At 58.7% G+C, this 20,678-nt stretch carries 14 protein-coding genes; 10 read left to right on the forward strand and 4 right to left on the reverse strand.

Annotated features, from left to right (window positions below):
- Nucleotides 1–42: 42 nt before the first annotated feature.
- The gene (locus ADJ70_RS04995) at nucleotides 43–375 is read right to left on the reverse strand and encodes an acylphosphatase (protein WP_050344052.1); all 333 of its coding nucleotides are present in this window, start codon (nucleotides 373–375) and stop codon (nucleotides 43–45) included.
- 153 nt (nucleotides 376–528) lie between these two features.
- Between ADJ70_RS04995 and ADJ70_RS05000 the strand changes: the two genes are divergently transcribed.
- The 5 genes from ADJ70_RS05000 to ADJ70_RS05020 all read left to right on the forward strand — a co-directional run bounded on the left by ADJ70_RS05000 (nucleotide 529) and on the right by ADJ70_RS05020 (nucleotide 6,776).
- Nucleotides 529–2,469, forward strand: coding sequence for a subtype A tannase (locus tag ADJ70_RS05000; protein WP_216597320.1), 1,941 nt, complete (start codon nucleotides 529–531; stop codon nucleotides 2,467–2,469).
- 308 nt (nucleotides 2,470–2,777) lie between these two features.
- Entirely contained in the window at nucleotides 2,778–3,275 is a 498-nt protein-coding gene (locus tag ADJ70_RS05005; protein WP_050344054.1) for a CarD family transcriptional regulator, read from the forward strand.
- A 780-nt stretch (nucleotides 3,276–4,055) separates the two neighbouring features.
- The gene (locus ADJ70_RS05010; RefSeq protein WP_050344055.1) at nucleotides 4,056–4,352 is read left to right on the forward strand and encodes an ACT domain-containing protein; all 297 of its coding nucleotides are present in this window, start codon (nucleotides 4,056–4,058) and stop codon (nucleotides 4,350–4,352) included.
- 65 nt (nucleotides 4,353–4,417) lie between these two features.
- A complete protein-coding gene (locus ADJ70_RS05015; RefSeq protein ID WP_050344056.1) occupies nucleotides 4,418–5,869 on the forward strand; it encodes a citrate synthase in 1,452 nt (483 codons plus the stop codon).
- A 19-nt stretch (nucleotides 5,870–5,888) separates the two neighbouring features.
- Nucleotides 5,889–6,776, forward strand: a complete 888-nt coding sequence (locus ADJ70_RS05020) for an HAD-IIB family hydrolase (RefSeq protein WP_172674448.1) — start codon at nucleotides 5,889–5,891, stop codon at nucleotides 6,774–6,776.
- Between the two features lie 948 nt (nucleotides 6,777–7,724).
- Here the strand turns inward: ADJ70_RS05020 and ADJ70_RS05025 are convergent.
- Nucleotides 7,725–10,022 (reverse strand): KUP/HAK/KT family potassium transporter, encoded by a 2,298-nt coding sequence (locus ADJ70_RS05025; protein ID WP_050344059.1) that lies wholly within the window; start codon nucleotides 10,020–10,022, stop codon nucleotides 7,725–7,727.
- 294 nt (nucleotides 10,023–10,316) lie between these two features.
- Here ADJ70_RS05025 and ADJ70_RS05030 point away from each other — a divergent pair, with 294 nt between their 5' ends.
- Nucleotides 10,317–11,870 (forward strand): S10 family peptidase, encoded by a 1,554-nt coding sequence (locus ADJ70_RS05030; RefSeq protein WP_083443826.1) that lies wholly within the window; start codon nucleotides 10,317–10,319, stop codon nucleotides 11,868–11,870.
- Between the two features lie 72 nt (nucleotides 11,871–11,942).
- Here the strand turns inward: ADJ70_RS05030 and rlmKL are convergent, their stop codons facing one another.
- Nucleotides 11,943–14,357: a bifunctional 23S rRNA (guanine(2069)-N(7))-methyltransferase RlmK/23S rRNA (guanine(2445)-N(2))-methyltransferase RlmL gene (rlmKL, locus tag ADJ70_RS05035; protein ID WP_050344061.1), complete on the reverse strand. Its 2,415-nt coding sequence runs from the start codon at nucleotides 14,355–14,357 to the stop codon at nucleotides 11,943–11,945.
- A gap of 187 nt (nucleotides 14,358–14,544) precedes the next feature.
- On the opposite strand from rlmKL, the gene ADJ70_RS14025 reads away from it, so the two are divergent.
- A complete protein-coding gene (locus ADJ70_RS14025) occupies nucleotides 14,545–16,101 on the forward strand; it encodes a hypothetical protein (protein ID WP_157051409.1) in 1,557 nt (518 codons plus the stop codon).
- Between the two features lie 270 nt (nucleotides 16,102–16,371).
- Nucleotides 16,372–18,090, forward strand: a complete 1,719-nt coding sequence (locus tag ADJ70_RS05045) for a phospho-sugar mutase (protein ID WP_050344063.1) — start codon at nucleotides 16,372–16,374, stop codon at nucleotides 18,088–18,090.
- 131 nt (nucleotides 18,091–18,221) lie between these two features.
- On the opposite strand, the gene ADJ70_RS05050 is transcribed toward ADJ70_RS05045, so the two are convergent.
- The gene (locus ADJ70_RS05050) at nucleotides 18,222–19,379 is read right to left on the reverse strand and encodes a hypothetical protein (protein ID WP_050344065.1); all 1,158 of its coding nucleotides are present in this window, start codon (nucleotides 19,377–19,379) and stop codon (nucleotides 18,222–18,224) included.
- Nucleotides 19,380–19,580: 201 nt separating this feature from the next.
- Between ADJ70_RS05050 and ADJ70_RS05055 the strand changes: the two genes are divergently transcribed.
- Entirely contained in the window at nucleotides 19,581–19,994 is a 414-nt protein-coding gene (locus ADJ70_RS05055) for a GtrA family protein (protein ID WP_253273237.1), read from the forward strand.
- 207 nt (nucleotides 19,995–20,201) lie between these two features.
- The gene (locus tag ADJ70_RS05060) at nucleotides 20,202–20,639 is read left to right on the forward strand and encodes an arginine repressor (protein ID WP_050344067.1); all 438 of its coding nucleotides are present in this window, start codon (nucleotides 20,202–20,204) and stop codon (nucleotides 20,637–20,639) included.
- The last annotated feature ends 39 nt before the right edge of the window (nucleotides 20,640–20,678 follow it).

Raw genomic sequence — 20,678 nt, forward strand, 5'->3', positions numbered from 1 at the left:
CATCTTGTGCCATTGGCCGAAAGCTATTGAGCGGTCGTTGTCCTAACAGAACCTGACCTCGAAGCCGCGCTCGTCCGAGACGGGATCGATCTCTACCTTCTCGTCTATGCGGTAGTCGATGGGATAGCGGACGTATGAGGAGGAAAGACCCCCAAACCATCGGCTGATCTGATCGTTTGTGCCCTGAAGCTCCATCGCGACCGTGCCGTCGCTATCGTTTCTGACCCAACCGGTGCAACCCGTCTTGTCCGCGACTATCCGGGAGGTCCAGCGGAAGCCCACTCCCTGGACCTCCCCGCGAAAGCGCAGCCTGAGTCTGCGGAGACTCTCGGGGGCATCTCCGCTTTCTGTGTCCTTCCGTCTGAAGCAGAACATCTGGAGTCCTCCTTTTGCCTATGGGCGGATTGCGCGTATTTGGGCACTTATGCGTACAATACCATGTGAGGCTCGGATGTATCGTCACCATGTGCTCGGGAGGCAGTCGTCAGCAGCTGGCCACGCCTCGTCCGGGCGGCTTCAGGAGGTCTGATGAACACAAGCAGGAGAAACTTCCTTGCCCTTACGTCTGGGCTTGGCGCCCTTGGTCTTGCGGCGTGTGCGCCAAAGCAGGGCGGTTCTGGTAATGAGGACCATGGGGGTACGGGTACCCAAGAGCCTGAGGTCAACCTCAGGGAGTTCGAGGACCTCAAGCTCGACGTTGACGCATGGCAGTATGACAAGGGTAACGACTGCTACTATCAGCTCGGTCTCAAGTACTGCACCAAGCCGGCAAGTACCACCTACGAGTCGCTGGCTATCTTCGTTCCCGGTGCGTATTTTGACGCCACGGCAAAGGGCAACAGGTACAGCTGCTCCGTCAAGAAGGATGCCACTGTTGGGACCCTGAGCCCTGTCACGGCACCTGCGGTCATGCCGATCAACTCGGTGAGGCTCTCTGCCCAGGCTTGTCCGGAGTCATATAGCTATGAGGGTCTCTCTCGCTACCTGAAGGCAGGGCTCGTCTACGTGTATGCGGGCTTTCGAGGTCGTTCGAGCGGTTATGACAGCAGCTCGAAGGCCATGATAGCCGGTGGCTCCCCTTGGCCTGTCGTTGGTCTCAAGGCGGCCGTGCGCTACCTGCGCTATAACGCCGCAAGCCTCCCCATCGATCCCGAGCGTATCTTCGTTTTTGGGTACGGTGCGGGAGGGGGGCTGAGCGCGACCATGGGAGCGATGGGTGACAGCGATCTCTATGCCCCGTATCTCGACAGCATTGGGGCGGCGACACACGACGCGCAAGGCGCCGCTCTCTCGGACAAGATCTACGGCTCGGCATCATGGTGTCCTATAACGTCCTTCGATACGCAAGACAGCGCCTACGAGTGGATGATGGGGCAGTTCGCAAGTACAGATACCCGCGCGAGCGACGCATGGACCAAGCTTCTCTCGACAGACCTCGCTACCGCGTACGGCGACTATGTCAACGGCATGGACCTCCGCGACGACAGCGACAATGCGCTCAGGCTCAGCGCCGTCGATGACGGAGCCTACGTGGACGGTAGCTACTACGAGTACGTCATGGACACGATAGAGTCCTCTGCGGCGGATTTCTTCTCTCGCACGAGCTTTCCCTATACTTATACGCCCGCACAGATGGGTGATCCCTGCTTTCCGGGCAATCCTAACTTAGTGAGAGAGAGCGAGGCGGCCGCCAACGAGGCGACGACCGAGGAGGGCACATCGGGCTCGACCTCAATCACATCTGGCGTGAGTTCTGTGAAATCGACGGTTTATGATTCGGCCTCAGCGTATCTCAGCGCCCTCAACAGCAACGGTCGTTGGATCACCTATAGCTCGAATCTGGGTACAGTGAGGATCTCGAGCCTGTGGGACTTCGTCACGCGCTGCCGCCCGGCCTCCCGTTCGGTCGCCGCCTTCGACATGCTCGATCGCAGCTCCAGCTACAACCAGCTCTTTGGCATTGGCGAGGAGAGCACCTTGCACTTCGACCAGACGGTGGGTGGACTCTTGGCATCTAAGCAGGCCAGCTATGCCGCTGCCAAAGGCTTTGATGCAACGCTCGTGACGGAGTGGTCGGACGATCTGGCAAAGAGAGACTCGATGGACAACGGTATGGCCACGCGCATTGCTGCCATGAATCCACTCTACACTCTGAGTGGTCACTATGATGGCTTTGGCAAGTCGGGCGTCGCGGCGCATTGGCGCATCAACTCGGGACTCTTCCAGACTGCCGCTGCCCTGACCGGTGAACTCAATCTGGTGCTGGCGCTCAGACACTACGATGGGGTGGCGGACGTGAGTTACGAGACGGTGTGGGGCCGTGGATTCGAGCTTGCAGAGCGTCAAGGGGATCCGCAGGACAATCTGGTTTCCTGGATTGTCTCATGCTGTCCTGCCGTGGCAAAGGATGGCAACACACCAAAGGGAGATTCGGGTGGGGACGGAGATAGCCCCAATGACCCTTCGTAGGGTTCTGCGTCCTCGTCTGAGTGATGGGCTGGCGAGTTCTCAGGCAGGCTGTCGATAGCGATGGGTTTTGCGAGTCTCTCGATGCGTTTGGACGAACTCGTCGGCGCGTCTTGTGTACAAAAAGCACACTCTTTGGCCCTTGCGTAAGAGGGCGAGGACCATCACGCTTGCAGCATTCTCATCATGAGGTGATGAAACCCATTACCTTACACAATGTTTTTTGACCACACAAGGGTAAATCGGTAAGAGTTATATTTTTCTCCTTTTTGTGTTAAAATGGATGTCATAAGCACGAAAGGAGAATTTGTATGTATGAAGTAGGTGAGTACATCGTCCATCCCGGGCAGGGCGTCTGCAAGGTCGAGGATGTTATCGAGAACCCTGAGGTGAGCTATATGCTCATGCCCGTAGGTACGTCCAATCCCATGCGCATTAGCTTCCCGATCTCCGGTGAGAATCGATTGAGACCCGTCCTGTCACACGATGAGGCACAGGAACTCGTAGACGAGTATACCGACCTATCCATCGATGACTACCGCTCGGCAAGCATCGCTCTTGAGGAGCAGTACTACAGGGATAAGATTCGTCGCGGCACCTGCCTCGACTCCGTGCGTACCGTCAAGACCTTCCGTCACCGTATCGACGAGGCGAAGGCCAACAACAAGAGGCCCCCCGTCGTGTACGAGCGCATTCTCAAACAGGCCATCGAGCGCTCGCTCGAGGAGCTCTCGATCGCACTCGACATGTCAAAAGACGACATTGTTTCGCTTTTCGAGTCCAGGGAGTCAGACGTGCAGGACAACTAGCAACAGCTGGCATGAAGCTCTCATAATGGTCCCCGCGATTCCTGATGGGTAACGTGGGCCTTTGGGGTCGCTTAGCGCCCCGACAGTTCATATGGCTGCCACTGTGACAGGTGGGTTCATTGTCTCTGGCTCGCTCGTATTGCCGGCCCGTTACTCGTCACCCGCTCAGGAAACGTGCAATCGGGGCGAAGTTTGTCAGCAATCAAGGTCACGGCCCCGAGTTTGATCAAAGGCCAGGTGATGGGTTTTTGGCAATGTGGGCTGCTCCTTGGCGGGTGCACCCACCCTAAGCCCCGGCGGATCGTGACGCCTGCTGAAAACTGTGAGAGGGCGTGAGAGGGCAAATACATCAGCTTGACTGCCTGCGAAGGAATGTTTTAGCTACCCCATGTTGACCAAGATTATCCTGCGTCTCAATGAGAGCACTCTGTTACAGTTGGAAGTCGAGGGCTTCCCATGACGTACAATAAACCTCTGTGTGAGAGGTGTCGCCAATCGGATGGTCTCCCTGTTGGTTGGCACCCACAGGGAGGGCAAGCGCAAGTTCGTGCACGACAGACGAGTGCGATCGCACGGGGCGACGAGAGGCAGCCCTAGAGAAGATGGATGCCCGTCTTTAGCTGTTGCGAAGGTTATTTGCATAGGTCAGCGAGGGCTTGTCGATGCCTATCAGCTGGCGGACTCTTCATGCCCGTGATGGTCTGACAAAGACCAAGAGAGTTTTTTGGTTTATTTGCTTGTATGAAGGCGTTTTGTACGCCCCTACGCTAAGGAGAGGTCATGGTAGACAACGTTGACACATCTCAGGCTCGTGCCATCGTCACGGTACTGGGCTCGGATCAACCTGGCATCGTCGCGGCGGTCTCGGGTACTCTCGCTGGTCATGACATCAATATCCTCGACATCTCGCAGACTATTCTGAAAGAGATCTTTACAATGACGATGCTTGTGGACGTGAGTGCCTCCGACGTTGAGTTCAAGCAGGTTCAGGAGCAGCTTGACCAGCTCGCTGAGACGCTTGGCGTACAGATCACCATGCAACGTGAAGAGGTCTTCAACTTTATGTATCGTCTCTAGCCCTGTTGTAGCGTGGCCCTTGTGGGAATGGCGCATGGCGGCGGTCAATGGATGGGGAGGGATTTATGGCAGGCAAAGGTAGCGAGAGGTTCTCTGGGCGCTTTCTTACGAGAGGAGAGACGTCGGCGTTCGCGCACATGGCTGATGGGTATCCCATGCCATCAGAGGGCCTCGGACGTCCTCCCATCTCAGACAGGCTGTACGAGGGCATGCAAGGCATCGATGAGGTGCCTGCAGAACTCTATGCGCAGCGCCATGTCAAGAGGGGGCTGCGTAACTCCGACGGTTCGGGCGTGCTCGTGGGGCTCACCACGATCTCCGATGTGCATGGCTACAGCAAGGTTAACGGCATGGTCGTACCCGACAGAGGGGAGCTCAGGCTTCGCGGCTATCGCATTGGCGACCTCGTGCGCGGCTGCCACGACGCAGATCGCTTTGGCTATGAGGAGGTCGCCTTCCTCCTGTTCACAGGTTCCTTACCCAATCAGGCCGAGCTTGATGACTTCAAGGCGCGCATCGCGATGCGCAGGCAATTACCCGAGGGGTATCTGGGTATCTTCCCCCGCACCACCTATGGCCACTCTATTATGAACGTCCTCCAGCGGGCGACCCTCTTGCTCTACGCTTTCGACCGTAATCCTGATGACACCTCGCCCACCCACGAGATAGACGTCGCGATCTCTCTCCTCGGTCGTCTACCGCGTGTGGCGTCCATCGCCTACCAGGCCTCTGTCGCCGATCGGGAGGGCAACCGACTCAGGATTCCGCCCGCGCGCGAGAGCTACACCATGGCCGAGACGATTCTGGACATCCTCCGTGGTGACGAGGGCTTCTCTCGCGAGGAGTCCATGATGCTTGACGTGATGCTCATGCTGCATGCAGAGCATGGTGGTGGCAACAACTCAACCTTCTCGTGCCGCGTCCTCTCGTCGTCGGGTACGGATGCCTACAGCAGCTATGCGGCCGCCCTTGGCTCACTCAAGGGTCCCAAGCATGGTGGTGCGAACTTTAAGGCCAGTGAGATGATGGAGGACATCGCCGATCACGTGCACGACTGGTCGAGCGATCAGGAGGTGTCGGACTATCTCATGAAGGTGCTCAGGAAAGAGACCTTTGACCACTCGGGGCTCATCTACGGCCTGGGGCATGCCGTCTATACCATCACGGACCCACGTGCCGAGGCCGTGCGCTCCTATGCCCGCGCGTTAGCCGAGAAAAAGGGTGAGCTCGATCGCTTCGAGCTCATACGTCGCATCGAGCGCCTGGGACCCCAGCTCATGCGTGATGTCATGCACATAACGAAGCCCATCTCGACCAATATCGACATGTATACGGGCTTCGTCTACACCATGCTGGGCATCCCGAAGGATCTCTTCACACCGCTCTTTGCACTGTCGCGTCTGAGCGGCTGGGCAGCACACCGCATGGAGGAGCTCTATGGGCCGGCGCGCATCATACGACCGGCGTATAGTGCCTACATGGATGACAGGGCCTATGTGCCCATCGAGGAGCGCTAGTTAGGTGGGTGTGATGGGCATGAGTGACAAAGGTTCGGACCTGAGCCATGGGGACCAAGTTGTCCCCATGGCCACCCTAAGACTCGTCTTCTGTGACATGGACTCGACCTTTCTGGCCGATGATAAGTCGATCCCCAGGGATAATGCCATGGCGCTCGATCTCCTTGCGGAGAGGGACGTTGGTTTTGTCCCATGTACGGGCCGGGCTTGGTCTGCGGTTCCTGCGGAGGTCTTGGACCATCCCGCTGTTCGATATGTCATTGCGGCGAACGGTGCCATCGTGAGAGATGTTAGGTCCAAGAGGACGCTTCGGGCGACATTGATCGGAGCGAGGCGTGCGCTCGCCCTCTTTGAGCGCGTTCGCGACATCAGTTGTACCTTTGACGTGTTCTCTAAGGGCGCATCCCGCGCCAATGCTACGCGTTTTAGGCGCATCAGGGATTTTGGCATAGACGCACCGACCGTCGATTGGCTCTTGGGTCGGCGAGTACAGCTCAGCCTCCCCACCGAGGGGATCATTAACTCCTATCCGGATGTCGAGAAGATCACGATGTACTTTGGGGATGATGACGCGCGTCAGAGGATCATTGCGGCAGCCGAGATGGATCCATCCCTCTGTTGGACAAGTAGCCATCCTTACAACGTCGAGGTCATGGATGGGGCTGCGAGCAAGGGGGCAGCTCTCAGCTGGCTGTGTGGGTGGCTGCATGTCAGTCTCACAGATGTCGTGGCCTTTGGGGACTCACCCAATGATCTGTCCATGCTTGAGGCGGCGGGCGATGGCGTCGCTATGGCCAATGCCTCGAGCGAGGTCAAGGCTGTCGCGAAACATGTGACCAGACGTGACAACGGTCAAGGCGGGGTGGGAGAGTATCTTCGCGAGCGCTATTTTGTATGGCGTTCTTGAAGTCTATAGTGCCGGAATAGTCCTTCCTTCCGGCCGCATGATGGTGGGATGGCGACGATATGTCCGCGAAGGGACTAACATGCCAAGGACACCGGAGGCCCCAGGGCTTACGGAAGGTGACATGGAGGCGCCCGGACTCAGGTGGAGGCTGCGGACTCAGGTGGAGGCCGAGAAGGGCGAGGCCGAGATCTGTTTTGGTTCATTCCTAACCTGGGCAAACACTGAATGGGCTCACAGAAACGCAGTTTGGGTGGGACGTCGAAGGCAAACTGCGCTTTTCCGTGAGGCGCCGGCTGCAGAGTGCGCTTTTCCGTGAGGTGCCGGTTGGAGAATGCACTTTTCCGTGAGGCGGCGCCACGTTTGCCCAGGTAAGGAAAAGCGCACTCTACGGAAAGGCGCATTTTGCGGTCGCGTTGTGACGGAAAAGCGCATTCTGAAGCCCACCGGTCGGGCAGAGTGCGTCTTTCCGTGAGGCCAGACTCCGAACCGAGATCTGCGGACCCTGGCACAACCCGCCCCGCAGGCTGGTGGGGGGTTGCTCGAGCGCATTTGCCCAGTTGAGGCATTCTTCATAGTGCCCCGCAGCCTGGCGGGGGGTTGCCCCACACCTCCCGGGCGCCGCAGCGTGACGGAAAGACGCACTCTGCGGTCTCCCTAACCGTCAGAATGCGCTTTTCCGTGAGGCGCCGGCTGCAGAATGCGCTTTTCCGTCACGTCGCAACCGTAGAATGCGCTTTTCCGTGAGGCGCCGGTTGGAGAATGCGCTTTTCCGTGAGGTGACACCGCGTTTGCGCAGGTAAGGAAAGGCGCACTCTACGGAAAAGCGCACTCTGGGCACACACGCGGTCCCACCGTGACGGAAAGACGCACTCTGCGGTCTCCCTAACCGTCAGAGTGCGCTTTTCCGTGAGGCGCAACCGGCAGAATGCGCCTCTCTGTGTCCGAGGCCTAGGCCTCTCCGTGCTCCTCGACGTCGGCGCTTTCCCCGTCCATGTCCTCGATCTCATCCTCATCGACGACAAGCGGCTTGAAGCTTGCGGTGTTGCCGCCCACGACCTCGTTCTCCACCTCCTCGACGGACTCAGCGAGCTCGTTGTGCATCGTGACGGAAAAGATATCTTCATCGTCTTCCGCGTCGTCTGTGGCGGTGACGCTGCGGGTGGTGACCCGGGGTGTGGCGGCATCAGACTGCGCGATGCGCTTGAGTCTGTGTTGGCGCTTGGTGCGGCTAAAGAGCGGCACGTACTCGAAGATGATGCTCGAGTTCTCGAGCCCGTACCAACGGGCAGGCGAGCCGGCGAGGCGACGAATGAGGTACTTCGCGCCGATGACGCTGGCATTGAAACCCGAGATACTCGACTCGGGTGAGAGCATCTTGCGAATCAGGCAGAAACGGAAGTCCCCCACCTTGCCGTGGTCACGGTAGATCGAGTACTTATGATCCTGGGGCGCGAGTTGGTTGTGCTTCATAAGATCCGCGACGATCTGGTAGAGGTAGGTGTTGACGCGCTGGTTAACGCGGAAGCCAAGCCTCAGCTGCACTTTGAACACGAAGTTGGTGCCAAAGTCGTTGACCATGTACTCATAGGTGTAGGGCTCGTTCGTCACGTTGACGTTGAGGAAGTAGTATGCCCGGGCTCGCTTCGGGCGCTTGTCCAAGATAGAGTAGAGAATGTCGCGATCAAGTTTGTCAGGCGAGGAGTCGTTGGTCAGAAAGACCAGGTTGTCTGCCGTGTGGGGAAAGTCATCATCATGCGAGAGTGCCTCGAGCTGGTCGAGATACTCCGCCACAGGCAGGTAAACGGACTGCGTGCGCTCTATGGCGGTCCCACGTCTCCAGATGTACATGACAGCGAAGATGAGCGTTGCCATGAGCACCGTGAACCAGCCGCCATGGAAGAACTTGGTCAGGCTCGAGAAGAAGAACATGAGCTCGATAGCACCGAAGGCCGCCGCGAACACCACCGCAAAGGGTAGCTGGTGCCGAATGCGAGACAGGTAGGTGAACAACAGGACCGTGGTCATGAGCATCGTGACCGTGATGGCCAGGCCGTAGGCCGCCTCCATGTTGCTCGAGCGTTGGAAGAGGAGCACCACGCCGATGCAGGCCACCCACATAACGCCGTTAATGAGTGGGATGTAGATCTGACCGCGCGTCTCGGAGGGGTAGTTGATCTTCATATGCGGAAGCAGGTCAAGGCGGATGGCCTCCGACACGATAGAGTAGGAGCCCGTGATCAGGGCCTGTGAGGCAATGATGGCCGCGAGCGTGGAGAGCACGACGGCGAAGGTGCGCCAGTCTTCGGGAATCATCTGGAAAAAGGGATTGACATCAGGGATGGCGCCCATCGCGGCGTTGTTCCTATTGCTGAGTATCCAGGCCCCCTGTCCCAGGTAGTTGAGGATGAGGCAGGCCTTGACGAAGGGCCAGGTGGCGTAGATGTTAGGCTTACCCACATGACCCATGTCGGAGTACAGCGCCTCGGCACCTGTGGTGCAGAGGAAGACGTTACCTAAGACCATGAGGCCCGCAGCGTTTATCGAGCCGTCGAAGAGGAAGCGAACGCCACGCAGGGGGTTTAGTGCGCGAAATACGCCGAGGCTCCCACCGATGATGTTCATGATGCCGGCAATGCCCAGATATAAGAACCATATCGTCATGATTGGACCAAAGAGCTTGCCAATAGTTGAGGTACCTGCCCTTTGGATGAAGAAAAGTGCGCAGAGTATCGCGACCGTGATGATGATCACGATGTTCTGATCCTCCCCAATGAGAGCGTAGAAGAAGTCTATGGTGCGTAGCCCCTCGATAGCTGTGGTGACTGTGACGGCGGGGGTCAGGATGCCGTCAGCGAGCAGCGCCGCGCCTCCCACCATGGCCGGTATGATGAGCCACCTTGCGCAGCGCTTGACGAGGCTGTAGAGGGCAAAGATGCCACCCTCATTGTGGTTGTCCGCCCTCATGGCGACGAGTACGTACTTGACCGTGGTGATGAGAGTGAGCGTCCATATGATGAGCGAGAGAGCACCGAGCACTGTCTCCTCGCCCATTGTGGCAAGGCCACCGTTGCCCTCGATGATGGCCTTCAGGGTGTACATGGGGCTTGTGCCGATGTCTCCGTAGACGACACCGAGCGTGACCAGCATCATGCCGGCTGAGAGGGGAATGCCCACCTGGCGCAGCTTCCGACGCCTCTTGAGACGCTCCCTCTCTCTCTCGTCGATTACCGCAGTCTGTCTGTCCATAGCCCTTCCATTCAATCGAGCGATCTGCCAGTGGTGACGGGTCCGTCACCGGATAAGCCGACAGGTGACCTTCCTTCTGCCTCATCGGGGCATATCATCATTACCAGCATAGTCTAGCGGTGTGCGCGGCCCGTTTCCATCCTCATGGGCCACAAGCCGGTCGGATCCGCTATTTCGCTCGACTTGTCGGCATGGTTCATCGAACGTACACCTTGGGTCTTGTTACCCCTCCCGTTGCCATGCCTGCGCTATCGTGTCATCGTGACGCAGTGCGACGACCTACAGGGAGGAACCATGACAGACGAGACCGAGCGAGACCAGAAGACGAAGGCGTCTCTGCCGACGCCCGACAGTGGTGTCGGTGCCGTACCGAAAGATGCGTTCATGACGGTGCCTGCCGACCCGAGGGTCCAGACGCCCGATGCCGCTCAGGCCCGGCTGAGCTGGGATGGCTCGGGGATCAGTGCCAAGGAGCACATCGACTACGAGTGCGAGGCCGCCCACCTTGACGTGCGCTCGGATACCGGGACCCTTGTCGGCAGGATGTTCTCGCTCAGCTACGTGAGCTTGGCAGAGGGTAACAGGCCCGATCCCGCCCGTCCGGTGACCTTTGCCTACAACGGCGGCCCCGGTTGCGCCTCTGTGCCCATAAACTTCGGTGGCATAGGGCCCCGCCGCGTGAGGACCGACGGCACCAGCCACCTCGCCTTTCCGGTGGAGGTGGAGGATAACCCCTCGACGCTCTTGCGTCAGAGCGATCTCGTCTTCCTCGATGCGCTTGGGACTGGTTGGTCGAGTGTCGCCGAGGGGGCGGACACGTCCAAGGTCTTCGGCGTGGATGGAGACGCGGACGCCTTTGCTCGCGCCATCACGACGTGGCTCGAGAAGAACAATCGCTGGTCAAGTCCCCTGTACCTCTTCGGCGAGTCCTACGGCACCGTGCGCAACGCCGTCCTCATGCGCCTTTTGGGCGAGCGTGGCATCAAGGTGGTCGGGGTGACGATGCTCTCGGCGATCTTCGACTGGGTGCAGACCATCGAGGGAGAGGACCTCTATCACCTGGGCATGATGCCCACGATGGCGGCTACCGCGCACTACTTTGGCAAGGCGGGGAAGGGAAGGCCTGTCGAGGAGTGGTTTGATGCGGCCATGAGCTGGAACGAGGAGGCCTACGCCCCGGCCCTCCTGCGTGGCGACCGCCTGCCTGAAGAGCGCGAGGCAGAGCTCGCCGAGCAGCTCTCTGCCTTTATCGGCCTTTCGGCAAAGAAGCTGCGGCGCCAGCACCTGCGTGTCACCCTCGACGACTTCAGGAGGCACATCCTGGAGGAAGAGGGGAGGGTGTGCGGAAGGCTCGACACGCGCTTCTCGTCCGATGCCCCTCTGCCGACCCAGTCGAGCAGCGAGTGGTTTGAGGGGGAGGATGCCGCAGACGACGCGGTCGAATCCAGCATGACTTCGGCGTTCAGGGCCTTCCTCCGTGATGTGCTGGGATATCGGGGTCCTGCGCGCTACCTCTCGAACAACTACGAGCGCGTGGGCGTGAACTGGAAGTGGAGCCATAAGGAGCCCGGCAAGGGCTGGGAGAACGCATCCCCTAACGTTGCCTACGACATTGCCGTTGCTCTGCGCCGCAACCCCACGATGAAGCTCGCCATCCTCGGAGGTCGCTATGATGCCGCTACTACCTATTGGAACGTGGTGCACGATATGGCGTGCCAGTTTCTCTCGTCTGCGCTCAAGGAGCGCGTGGAGTGGCATTTGTACAACTGTGGTCACATGGCCTACGTGGATGTGCCGACGCTTGCGCGGATGGCCGCCGACATGGAGGCCTTCTACGCGAAGGCGTGAGACGCAACAGGTGGGCCGCAGCGGGCGAGTGCCAGTATGCCCGCGAGGCCTAGGGCCCGTCTTCCTTCGGACCTACGCCTCTGGCGTGCGTCTCACGAGGTAGCAGTGGTGTATCTTGGGGCTGCGTGAGAAGTCCTCTGGTATCGTCTGGGGCGTGATGTCCTCGATGGTGACGCCTGCGCGCCCGAGCTTTCCCACGTCAGGCCGAAACGTGCGCAGGTTGCAGGAGAACAGCGCCACGCCCGCGCGCGTGAGGAGACGTGACACCCCAATGAGGAGCTCTGCGTGATCACGCTGGACGTCCCAGCTCCCACGCATCCCTTTGGAGTTCGAGAAGGTGGGCACGTCGCAGAAGATGAGGTCCCAGCGGTTTTTTGTGCGTCTCTGCTCACTCACCCACTGTGTGACGTCTGCCTGCACGTACTCGTGCTCGGGACCGGTGAAGCCGTTTTGCCTCATATTGCGCCGTGCCCAGTCGAGCGAGGGACGGCTCAGGTCGACGCTCGTCGTGTGCTTGCAGCCTCCGTCCGCCGCGTAGCAGCTTGCGGTCCCCGTGTAGGCAAAGAGGTTGAGAAAGCGCTTCGAGCCCTTGGTCTTCTTGGCCATCTCTCGGATCATGGAGCGGGTGTCTCGGTGGTCGAGGAAGATGCCGCAATCGAGGCGTGACTGGAAGTTGGCCTCAAAGATGAGCCCGCCCTCGTCGATGAGCTGCGCGCCTTCGGGCGGACGCAGGCGGGGGGGTCGAGAGGCACGGTCGCTCCGACCGCGTCTGCCTTGGCTGCCGTACTTTCCCATGGCGCCACCGACTTGTGACTCGCTGGCATACTGAGAGCCTCCACGTGACCTCCTGCGGACGCGAACGAAGACGTTGGCGGACTCGACCCCAAGCACATCAGGTGCGATAGAGAGCACATCCAGAAGGCGCATCCGAGCCAAGACAGGGTCCACGTCCGTGGGAGCCGCATACTCATAGACCTGTAGCCAGCGATCGCGTCCACGGCGCGTGGGGGTGTGGGTCGAGCCCTCGAAGAGGTCGAGGGTCACGGCGTAGTCGGGCAGGTCGGCGTCGTACACGCGATAGCAGCTGACGTCCTCGCGGCGCGCCCACTTGGCGCGCGCCTTTGCCACCTTGGTAAGGCGGTGGCAGAACTGTGCCGAGCCCTCGACGAGCGTCAAGATGAGCTTGGGAGTACCGCCCCCGTGGCCGAAGACTTGCACGCTGGAATGGCTCGCATTGCCTCGGCTGTCCAAACTGGTGTCGTAGGTCCTGATGCTCGCCGCGCTCTGCCCCACGAGGACGTCGATGGTCGATCTCGCGGTCAGGCCGAGCGCGCGGTCGAGGATCGGGTTGTGTGTCAGGGATACGATCGCGGCGGGGTCCGCGTTTTTCAGCCCCTCCATGGCTGATGAGGCAAAGGCCAGCGCGGCCGCCTCCTTCGCATCCTCGCCTCCTCGTATCCACGAGAGGTCGTAGGCGATAAGGGGAGAGAGCCCCGCTGCGCTCGCGGTTTGCGCGCCTGGGCGCCAGAAGCGCGGCTCCAGATCTATGCCCATCGAGCGGAGCAGGTGACGTGTCTCTGACTCGCTCGCAGGGCGATTGTCGCAGCCGACAAGCTCGACCGTGCAAGCTTTCTCTGCCAGTCCCTTTCTGGCACCGTCCGCGCGGTCGTGGGCTTCCCCGAGAAGACCTTCCCACAGGCTGCGGTCGTGTCCTGCCCATCCCTCGAATCCCCAGCGCGCCCTCAAAAGCGCAGGGGCCCTGTCAAGAGCCTGTTGCGCTGCCTCGGCGAGCAGCACGCCCGCGCCAGGAAAGACGGACACCAGACTCGCCTCGCCCTGTCCCAGCTGGCGATTCCAGCCACCAGCCGCCAAGAGCGCCGCCGCGTAGTCTGCGCGAAGCGGCAAGAGGCCTGCGACCCCGCCCTTTCGGCTCCGCCACGAGGAAGGGCTCTTTCGCCTCTCGCGCCTAAAGAGTGGCTCTCCCGAGAGGTCGATGCCAAGCGTTGCCCTCTTACCTGAGATACGCGCGACTATGCGCAGGTCGGGATCGGCGACGCGTATAAGCGGCCGTGTGCCGCGCATTGACATGAGGCGATCGACGATGGCATCCTTAGTCCTCAAGGCCGTGAATCGAGTATCTTTGAGCTGGGCGTTGGTACCGTGGGCGTCGATGGCGATAGAAGAGGCGCAAGGGATGTGCTCCTCCCATGCGATCGAGGAGACACCCTCGTAGAGGGCGTCGGAATCGGACGCGTCGACCCGTCCGAGTACGAGCACGACGCGAGAGGCGAGACGCGACCACAGACAGACGCGATAGGCGTCCTCAAGCGTGCCCGCAAACGCGACTTGGCCACGTAGGGGACGCGGCTTTGGGATGCCCAGCTCCCTCAGCTCGTCTGCCAGCAGCCGCTCGAAGCCCTTGGGGCAGCTTGCAAAAAAGGAGGGGCGCGTTGTCCCACCGTTCGTTTCCGTGTCTGTCTCGCACATTGAGTTACCCTTCGTATGGTTTCACTTACTTTACTTGAGCGCAGCACTAAGTGAATGCTTGCCACTTACCGATTTTTACTAGCTAGCGTGATAAGGACTGAATCAATAGATCAGTTTTGTTTATAATGGCACATGTTCGTGATGGGTTGATGTTGTTGCATCTCAGGAGGCTTGGATGAAAAAGTGTATGAGTTTATCGACTGCAAGAATCTTCCTCATGACCCTGCTTGTTTCTCTCACCCTCTCGCTGCCGGCGCTCGCCGATACGCCGTCGAGGGTACAGGTCGGGATCTTCTTTAACAGCATGGAAGACTGTACAGATTCCGTCTACGTGTCGTTTAATGGGGAGAAGTTCCAGAAGGTCGGGGAGGTCCTTCGTGACAAGACGCCAAACGACGCTCGAACGCTCTGGGCATACACCGCACCTGGCACTAACTATAACGTTGGATGCCTGCACGATCCCTCTGCCCAGTATCATGCTGGCACATTCTGGAGCATGTCTGGATGGACCAATGGAGATACCTTCATCCCCATGCTCGCCGCCTCGCCCGATCTCATAAACTGGAGCTATCCTAACAGTGGCAGTAGCACCAACGTCAAATGCTCAGTTACACCCTATGGTAGGGGCAGGCAGCGTGATAACGGGAACTTTGACGTTGCGGGCCCCGATCTGTTCATCGATGACGACGGTACGGCGTGGATTGTCGCGTCCTTTGGCTACTTTGCACCCAATCATGGCGACAATAGCCAAAACGATGTAATGACCCCCTATTTGATACAGGTTGGAAAGATTGCCCCTGGGTACGGCTCCCAGGTACCCACCGATGCAAACTCAAAGGGGGCACAGCCAAAAGGTGTCTCGTACAGCCAGGCTACACCCATCAACCTCTCTCAGATTGGGACTGGTGGCGGACAGAGCCTCAACTGGATTGACGGATCGTTGTATAAAGAGGGCGGTACGTATTATCTGTCTATCAAACGAGACGGCATTACAAATCAGATCTGGAAGACTAACTCCCTTAGCCTCAATAGCTCTTGGTCGCTTGTATGTGGCAACGTGGTAACTGGCTACGAGGGTCCTAGCTTGACGAAGCTTGATGGCAACTATCTCATGTATACCGATAAGCTTGCTGACTATCCGATGGGGCACTCTGATGGTAGGACCGGCATCTTTGTCACGAGCTCGGGCAGACTCGACGGTGGTTGGGGTAACACCCATCGGATCAGTACCGTCGATAGGGAGGGTAACGGAATCCCCAATCGCCACGGTAGCGTTATCACGCTGACCGATAGAACTGCCATCGGAAAAGTCATGGCGGCGCGCTCGAGGGCTGGTTATGGGGATACGCAGCCGGTCTATCGTCTCTACAACAGATGGTCAGGAGAGCACCTGTTCACAACCGATAAGTCAGAATACGATAGCTTAGCGCGGGTTGGATGGAAGCAGGAAAACGTCGGGTGGAATGCACCAAACTTCTCGTCGACTCCCGTATATCGTCTTTATAATCGCTGGAGCGGTGACCACCTCTATACGACTGACAGGTCAGAGTATGATAAGCTTGCGAGGATCGGTTGGACTCAAGAGGGTGTTCAGCTTTATAGCGGAGGCAGTAGGGCCATCTATCGCCTCTTTAACCCCTATGTGAAGGTGGGGACGCACCTTTTCACGACAGATGCGAATGAGTACGAGCGACTCGCAAGGATGGGTTGGCGGAAGGAGGGAAAGCAGCTGTACGGTATGTAGCGGACTATTCCTCGATATTTCTCTAGGATTTTGAGCCTTTGGAGCGGATCGGCCACTCATGCAGCCGGTCCGCTCCCTGTATGTTGGAGACCAGTGGGTAGGACAGAGGCAAGATGTTTACAGGGGTACGAAGGACTCCTCCCGAAAAAGCATGACCGCCCGCCAGGGAGTCAATGACGTGCGCATGTCCAACGATTAGAATAAGGCTAGCTATCTAGCTATGTTGGCAGTGGATGGTGCCGTACGGCACACGACTCAGAGGAGAATGCCATGGATCAGCACACTCAAGCAAAGGTAGAGCTCTGGAAGGACAACGTCACCGAGCCTGACCTCAAGGCCGAGCTCGAGGGGCTCATGGGTGACGAGGAGAGGCTCAACGACGCATTCTATCGTGACCTTGCGTTCGGAACGGCTGGTCTACGCGGTGTGCTCGGGGTGGGGACCAACCGCATGAACGTCTACGTCGTGGCTCAGGCCACCCAAGGGGTGGCGGACTACCTCAATGCCCACTATGACAAGCCGACCCTCGCGCTTGCCCGCGACTCCCGCCTGAAGGGGGAGGATTTCCAGAGGGTCACGGCCAGCGTGCTTGCGGCAAACGGCGTGCACGTCTTTGTCTACCCTCGCATCGAGCCTGTGCCCACGCTCTCCTTCGCGGTGCGCTACCTGCATACCTCCGCAGGCATCGTGCTCACGGCCTCCCACAACCCCGCCAAGTACAACGGCTACAAGGTCTATAATGATAACGGTGGCCAGATCACCGATGAGGCCGCTGCCGAAATCAGCGCAAACATCGAGGCCGTAGACCCCTTCGGCGGCGTCAAGACGATGGACTTTGACGAGGGGCTCAGGAGGGGACTCATCGAGTGGACGCCCGAGGAGGTTCTCGACTCCTTCATCACCAACGTCAAGAAGGTCTCCATTCCGAACTTCAAGGCCGACGAGTCATACTCCGTGGTCTATACACCGCTCAACGGAACTGGCATAGAGTGCGTGACGCGCATCCTCAAGGAGATTGGCGTCGAGAAGGTCTTCGTCGTGCCCGAGCAGGCAAAACCTGACGGTAACTTTCCCACCTGCACGTATCCCAATCCAGAGTTCCGCGAGGCCCTTGAGCTTGCCCTCAAGCTCGCTGATGAGAAGAAGCCAAAGCTCGTCGTCGCGACCGATCCGGATGCCGACCGCATGGGTACCGCCATCCCGCACGACGGCGAGTACAAACTCCTCTCCGGCAACGAGATGGGCGTTCTGCTCATGGATTGGCTCTCCAATATGGCTGCAGCCAACGGCGAGGACGTGAGGCGCAAGGTGGCGGTGACGACGATCGTCTCCTCCGCGATGCCCGATGTCCTGGCCGAGGACAAAGGCTTCGAGCTGCGTCGTGTCCTCACGGGCTTCAAGTACATAGGGGATCAGATCGACCACCTCAAGGATGAGGGCGAGGAAGACCGCTTTCTCATGGGCTTCGAAGAGTCCTATGGATATCTTGTGGGCACGCACGCCCGAGACAAGGATGCCATCGTCGCCGTCGAGATGGCCGTCGAGATGGCCTCCCACTACGCGACGCAGGGCAAAGACCTCTATGAGGCCATGGAGGACCTCTATAAGAAATATGGCTACTACCTGAACGGCACTGTGAATGCCGCCTTCCCAGGTGCCGCTGGGGCCGACAAGATGGCCTCCATCATGAACGGCCTGCGCAATGACCCGCCCAAGGAGATCGGCGGTTACAAGGTTGTTGGGATGACCGACTATGATACGGGTGCCGAGATGCCGCGCGTATCGGGACTCCAGAAGGAGGCAGCACAGACGTTGCCGCCAGCCAATGTGATCGAGTTTCGTCTTGAGCAGGGTAATAAGGTCATCTTCCGTCCCTCCGGTACCGAACCCAAGGTCAAGGCATACCTCTTCTCCAAGGGTGCCACTCGCGCCGAGGCAGAAGCCGTTCGTGCGAAGCTTCAGGAGGCGGCCGAGCGGATCCTCTCGTAGACTGAGGTATCAAGGGCGCGCGAGCAGCCCGTAGATGAGAGCGCAACTAAAGAGACTGCGAACCACGAGGGGCTGTGCCACACTTTTGGCACAGCCCCTTCTGTGAGTGAGCTGCAGGCTGACTTCCAGCCCTAGCTGCTCAAAGCATAGAGCTCATCTGTATTTGCAGCGATGGTGCCCAGGTCCCAGGTATGGTTCGAAGCCTCGAGGGATGTAGGGTCATGAAGCGTCACGGAGCCGTCGCTGTTCTGTCTGACGGCCAATGCCCAGTGTTCATACTGCCCGTCAAAGTTGGCCTTGAGTTTCACGATCGCCACGGATTTCTTTGATGAAAGGACCGACCTGAGTGTGTCGGCGGAGGGTGATGAGTACTCTTTGCACTCAAGCCCAAGTTGCTTTGCCTCGTAGATGAAGAGGTCCCCTGTGGTCGCAATGTCCTCCGAGCTGGTGTACCCCTTTGACTCTGCATCTGCCGCAAAGGTAGCCGGCGTCTTGTCCACCTTGTTTGAGAGGCCCATGTAGGCCATCGCAAGGCTCGTGGGGCCTGAACCAGTCACGCCGATGACGCTTTGTGCGTAGTCTACGTATCCCCACCGTATGTCCCAATTAAAGAGTTGAGGGAACTCACCCTTCTCATTGGTCTGCCCATAGTCGGTAGCCCTATGCTCGGCCGTGGGGTAGGCAGCCACGAAGTCGATGGCCGCAGGCTCGTTGATGGCAAGCTCAGGCAACCGAGCGTCAGGGTAGCGATCGGCGTTCTTTGCGATGGTCGCGAACTTCTCATTCCGATCAAGTACGGTCGTGAACTTTGATGTCAGGTCCTTGGGGGTGTTGGCAGAGACACGCGAATCCCACTGATTCGTTGCGCCCGTGTCTTCCTGATGCGTCTGTGTCGGTTGCTCCGATGACTGTCCCTGTACACAGCTCGCTATGCTAAGAGCCGCGATCAGAACGATAACAACGGCTGCTGCACCAAGGATCAGCATACGGTTGGAGATGCCGTATCGGGAGAGCAAGCCCCTGTGACGGTTGTCAAAGTCGATCTGCTGCCTGCGCCCCCTCAGTGAGTATCCGGTATCGAGTCCCGTCAGCGTCCGATAGTTTTGATCACCGTGGTGCCTCGAACCCTTCCGTTGGACCTTGGTGGGTCGAGGTCCTCGCCTACCCCGCGACTGTGAGCCGATGCTAGTCCGACGTGGCTCGTCCCGTCCCGCACGCGTGCTCGGGACGTAGCCCGACTTACCGGGGTTGGATCCGCGCCCTCGTTTCATGTCATCGTAAGCAGCCATGTAAACCCTCTTGTCAGTCTATGCCAGCTGTTCCCGCATACGGTACGTTGGCTAATAGTATTGCATACTTGAGGGACAATTGACCCGAGACTGCCTGCTTGGCAGCCAATGGCGACTCTTTGGCAGCCTCAATGCCTGCAGGTGGCGTAGGACTAGTCACATGCTAGAATAAGCCGCATTGTCTACGAGAGGTGGTGGGGCGTGGGTCTCAAAAAGCTGATGCAGCAGTTTCTTAAGTTTGGCGTGGTGGGCGTCGTGGCGTTTGCGATTGATTATGGCATACTGATGCTGCTGTCGCGGGGCTTAGGCATGAACACCCTCCTGTCTGCGGCAATCTCCTTCACACTATCGCTCATCTTCAACTATGTCGCGTCAATGCGCTATGTCTTCACGCATCGTGCAGACATCAGTCGGCGGCGCGAATTCGTGGTTTTCGTCATCCTTTCCGCCATCGGACTGGCCATCAACGAGTTGTGCATGTGGGGTGGCACGGCACTTTTGGGCGAGGGTGCCCTTGAGGTCACTCTCACCAAGCTCTTTGCCACCGCTGTCGTCATGGTCTGGAACTTCTTCAGTCGCAAGCGGTGGCTTGATGGTGGGGGCAACGCAGGCTAGACCAATCCTGCCGCGCGAGTCCCTGCGAAAAGACACTCTTTTGGTCATGTGCGAGGCCCTGATGGATTATCCATGTTGTAGCAAAGCGTACTGGTTTTTCTCAATAGTTTGCATAGCATTGTTTCTACAGTGATAGTATGTGTCTATCTGGTTGCATTTATTTTGAGAGACCAAGGCACCCGTGCCTTGTCGAGAGGGACATAAGCAATGGTTAAGAGACGCACCAACAGGCAAGATGCCATCAGGGACATCGTACGGAGTAAGTCTATACGAACCCAGAGGGTGCTCGTCGATGAGCTTCAGGCAATCGGCTTCAACTGCACGCAGGCAACGATCTCACGTGACATTGCTGACATGGGCCTGCGAAAGCTGAGCGAAGGTTTTTATGTACTTGCCGAGGACCTGCACCTACAACGAATGGTCTCCGAGTTTGTCGTCTCTGTGGATGGCGCAGACAACCTTGTTGTGATCAAGACGCAGCCGGGCACCGCGCCGGGCGTTGCCGCAGCCGTAGATGCGGCCACCCTGCCAGAGGTCAAGGGTTCTGTTGCCGGTAACGATACGCTTCTCGTGATCACTCGCGACAGCGATGCCGCCACCGATTTCATGGGCTTGATCTCTAAGTTGGGGAGTACCCGAGCATAGCTGACAACATGCGTCGCACGTATGTAGGCATACGGTATC

Source organism: Olsenella sp. oral taxon 807 (assembly GCF_001189515.2).
Classification (GTDB): domain Bacteria; phylum Actinomycetota; class Coriobacteriia; order Coriobacteriales; family Atopobiaceae; genus Olsenella_F.

What these genes read in the sequence shown, in the direction of transcription:
- ADJ70_RS05050 (WP_050344065.1), bottom strand. Translation starts at nt 19,379, where the DNA reads ATGGCTGCTTACGATGACATGAAACGAGGGCGCGGATCCAACCCCGGT.
- ADJ70_RS05020 (WP_172674448.1), top strand. Translation starts at nt 5,889, where the DNA reads ATGAGTGACAAAGGTTCGGACCTGAGCCATGGGGACCAAGTTGTCCCC.
- ADJ70_RS05030 (WP_083443826.1), top strand. Translation starts at nt 10,317, where the DNA reads ATGACAGACGAGACCGAGCGAGACCAGAAGACGAAGGCGTCTCTGCCG.
- ADJ70_RS05045 (WP_050344063.1), top strand. Translation starts at nt 16,372, where the DNA reads ATGGATCAGCACACTCAAGCAAAGGTAGAGCTCTGGAAGGACAACGTC.
- ADJ70_RS05000 (WP_216597320.1), top strand. Translation starts at nt 529, where the DNA reads ATGAACACAAGCAGGAGAAACTTCCTTGCCCTTACGTCTGGGCTTGGC.
- rlmKL (WP_050344061.1), bottom strand. Translation starts at nt 14,357, where the DNA reads ATGTGCGAGACAGACACGGAAACGAACGGTGGGACAACGCGCCCCTCC.
- ADJ70_RS05025 (WP_050344059.1), bottom strand. Translation starts at nt 10,022, where the DNA reads ATGGACAGACAGACTGCGGTAATCGACGAGAGAGAGAGGGAGCGTCTC.
- ADJ70_RS04995 (WP_050344052.1), bottom strand. Translation starts at nt 375, where the DNA reads ATGTTCTGCTTCAGACGGAAGGACACAGAAAGCGGAGATGCCCCCGAG.
- ADJ70_RS14025 (WP_157051409.1), top strand. Translation starts at nt 14,545, where the DNA reads ATGAGTTTATCGACTGCAAGAATCTTCCTCATGACCCTGCTTGTTTCT.
- ADJ70_RS05015 (WP_050344056.1), top strand. Translation starts at nt 4,418, where the DNA reads ATGGCAGGCAAAGGTAGCGAGAGGTTCTCTGGGCGCTTTCTTACGAGA.
- ADJ70_RS05010 (WP_050344055.1), top strand. Translation starts at nt 4,056, where the DNA reads ATGGTAGACAACGTTGACACATCTCAGGCTCGTGCCATCGTCACGGTA.
- ADJ70_RS05005 (WP_050344054.1), top strand. Translation starts at nt 2,778, where the DNA reads ATGTATGAAGTAGGTGAGTACATCGTCCATCCCGGGCAGGGCGTCTGC.
- ADJ70_RS05060 (WP_050344067.1), top strand. Translation starts at nt 20,202, where the DNA reads ATGGTTAAGAGACGCACCAACAGGCAAGATGCCATCAGGGACATCGTA.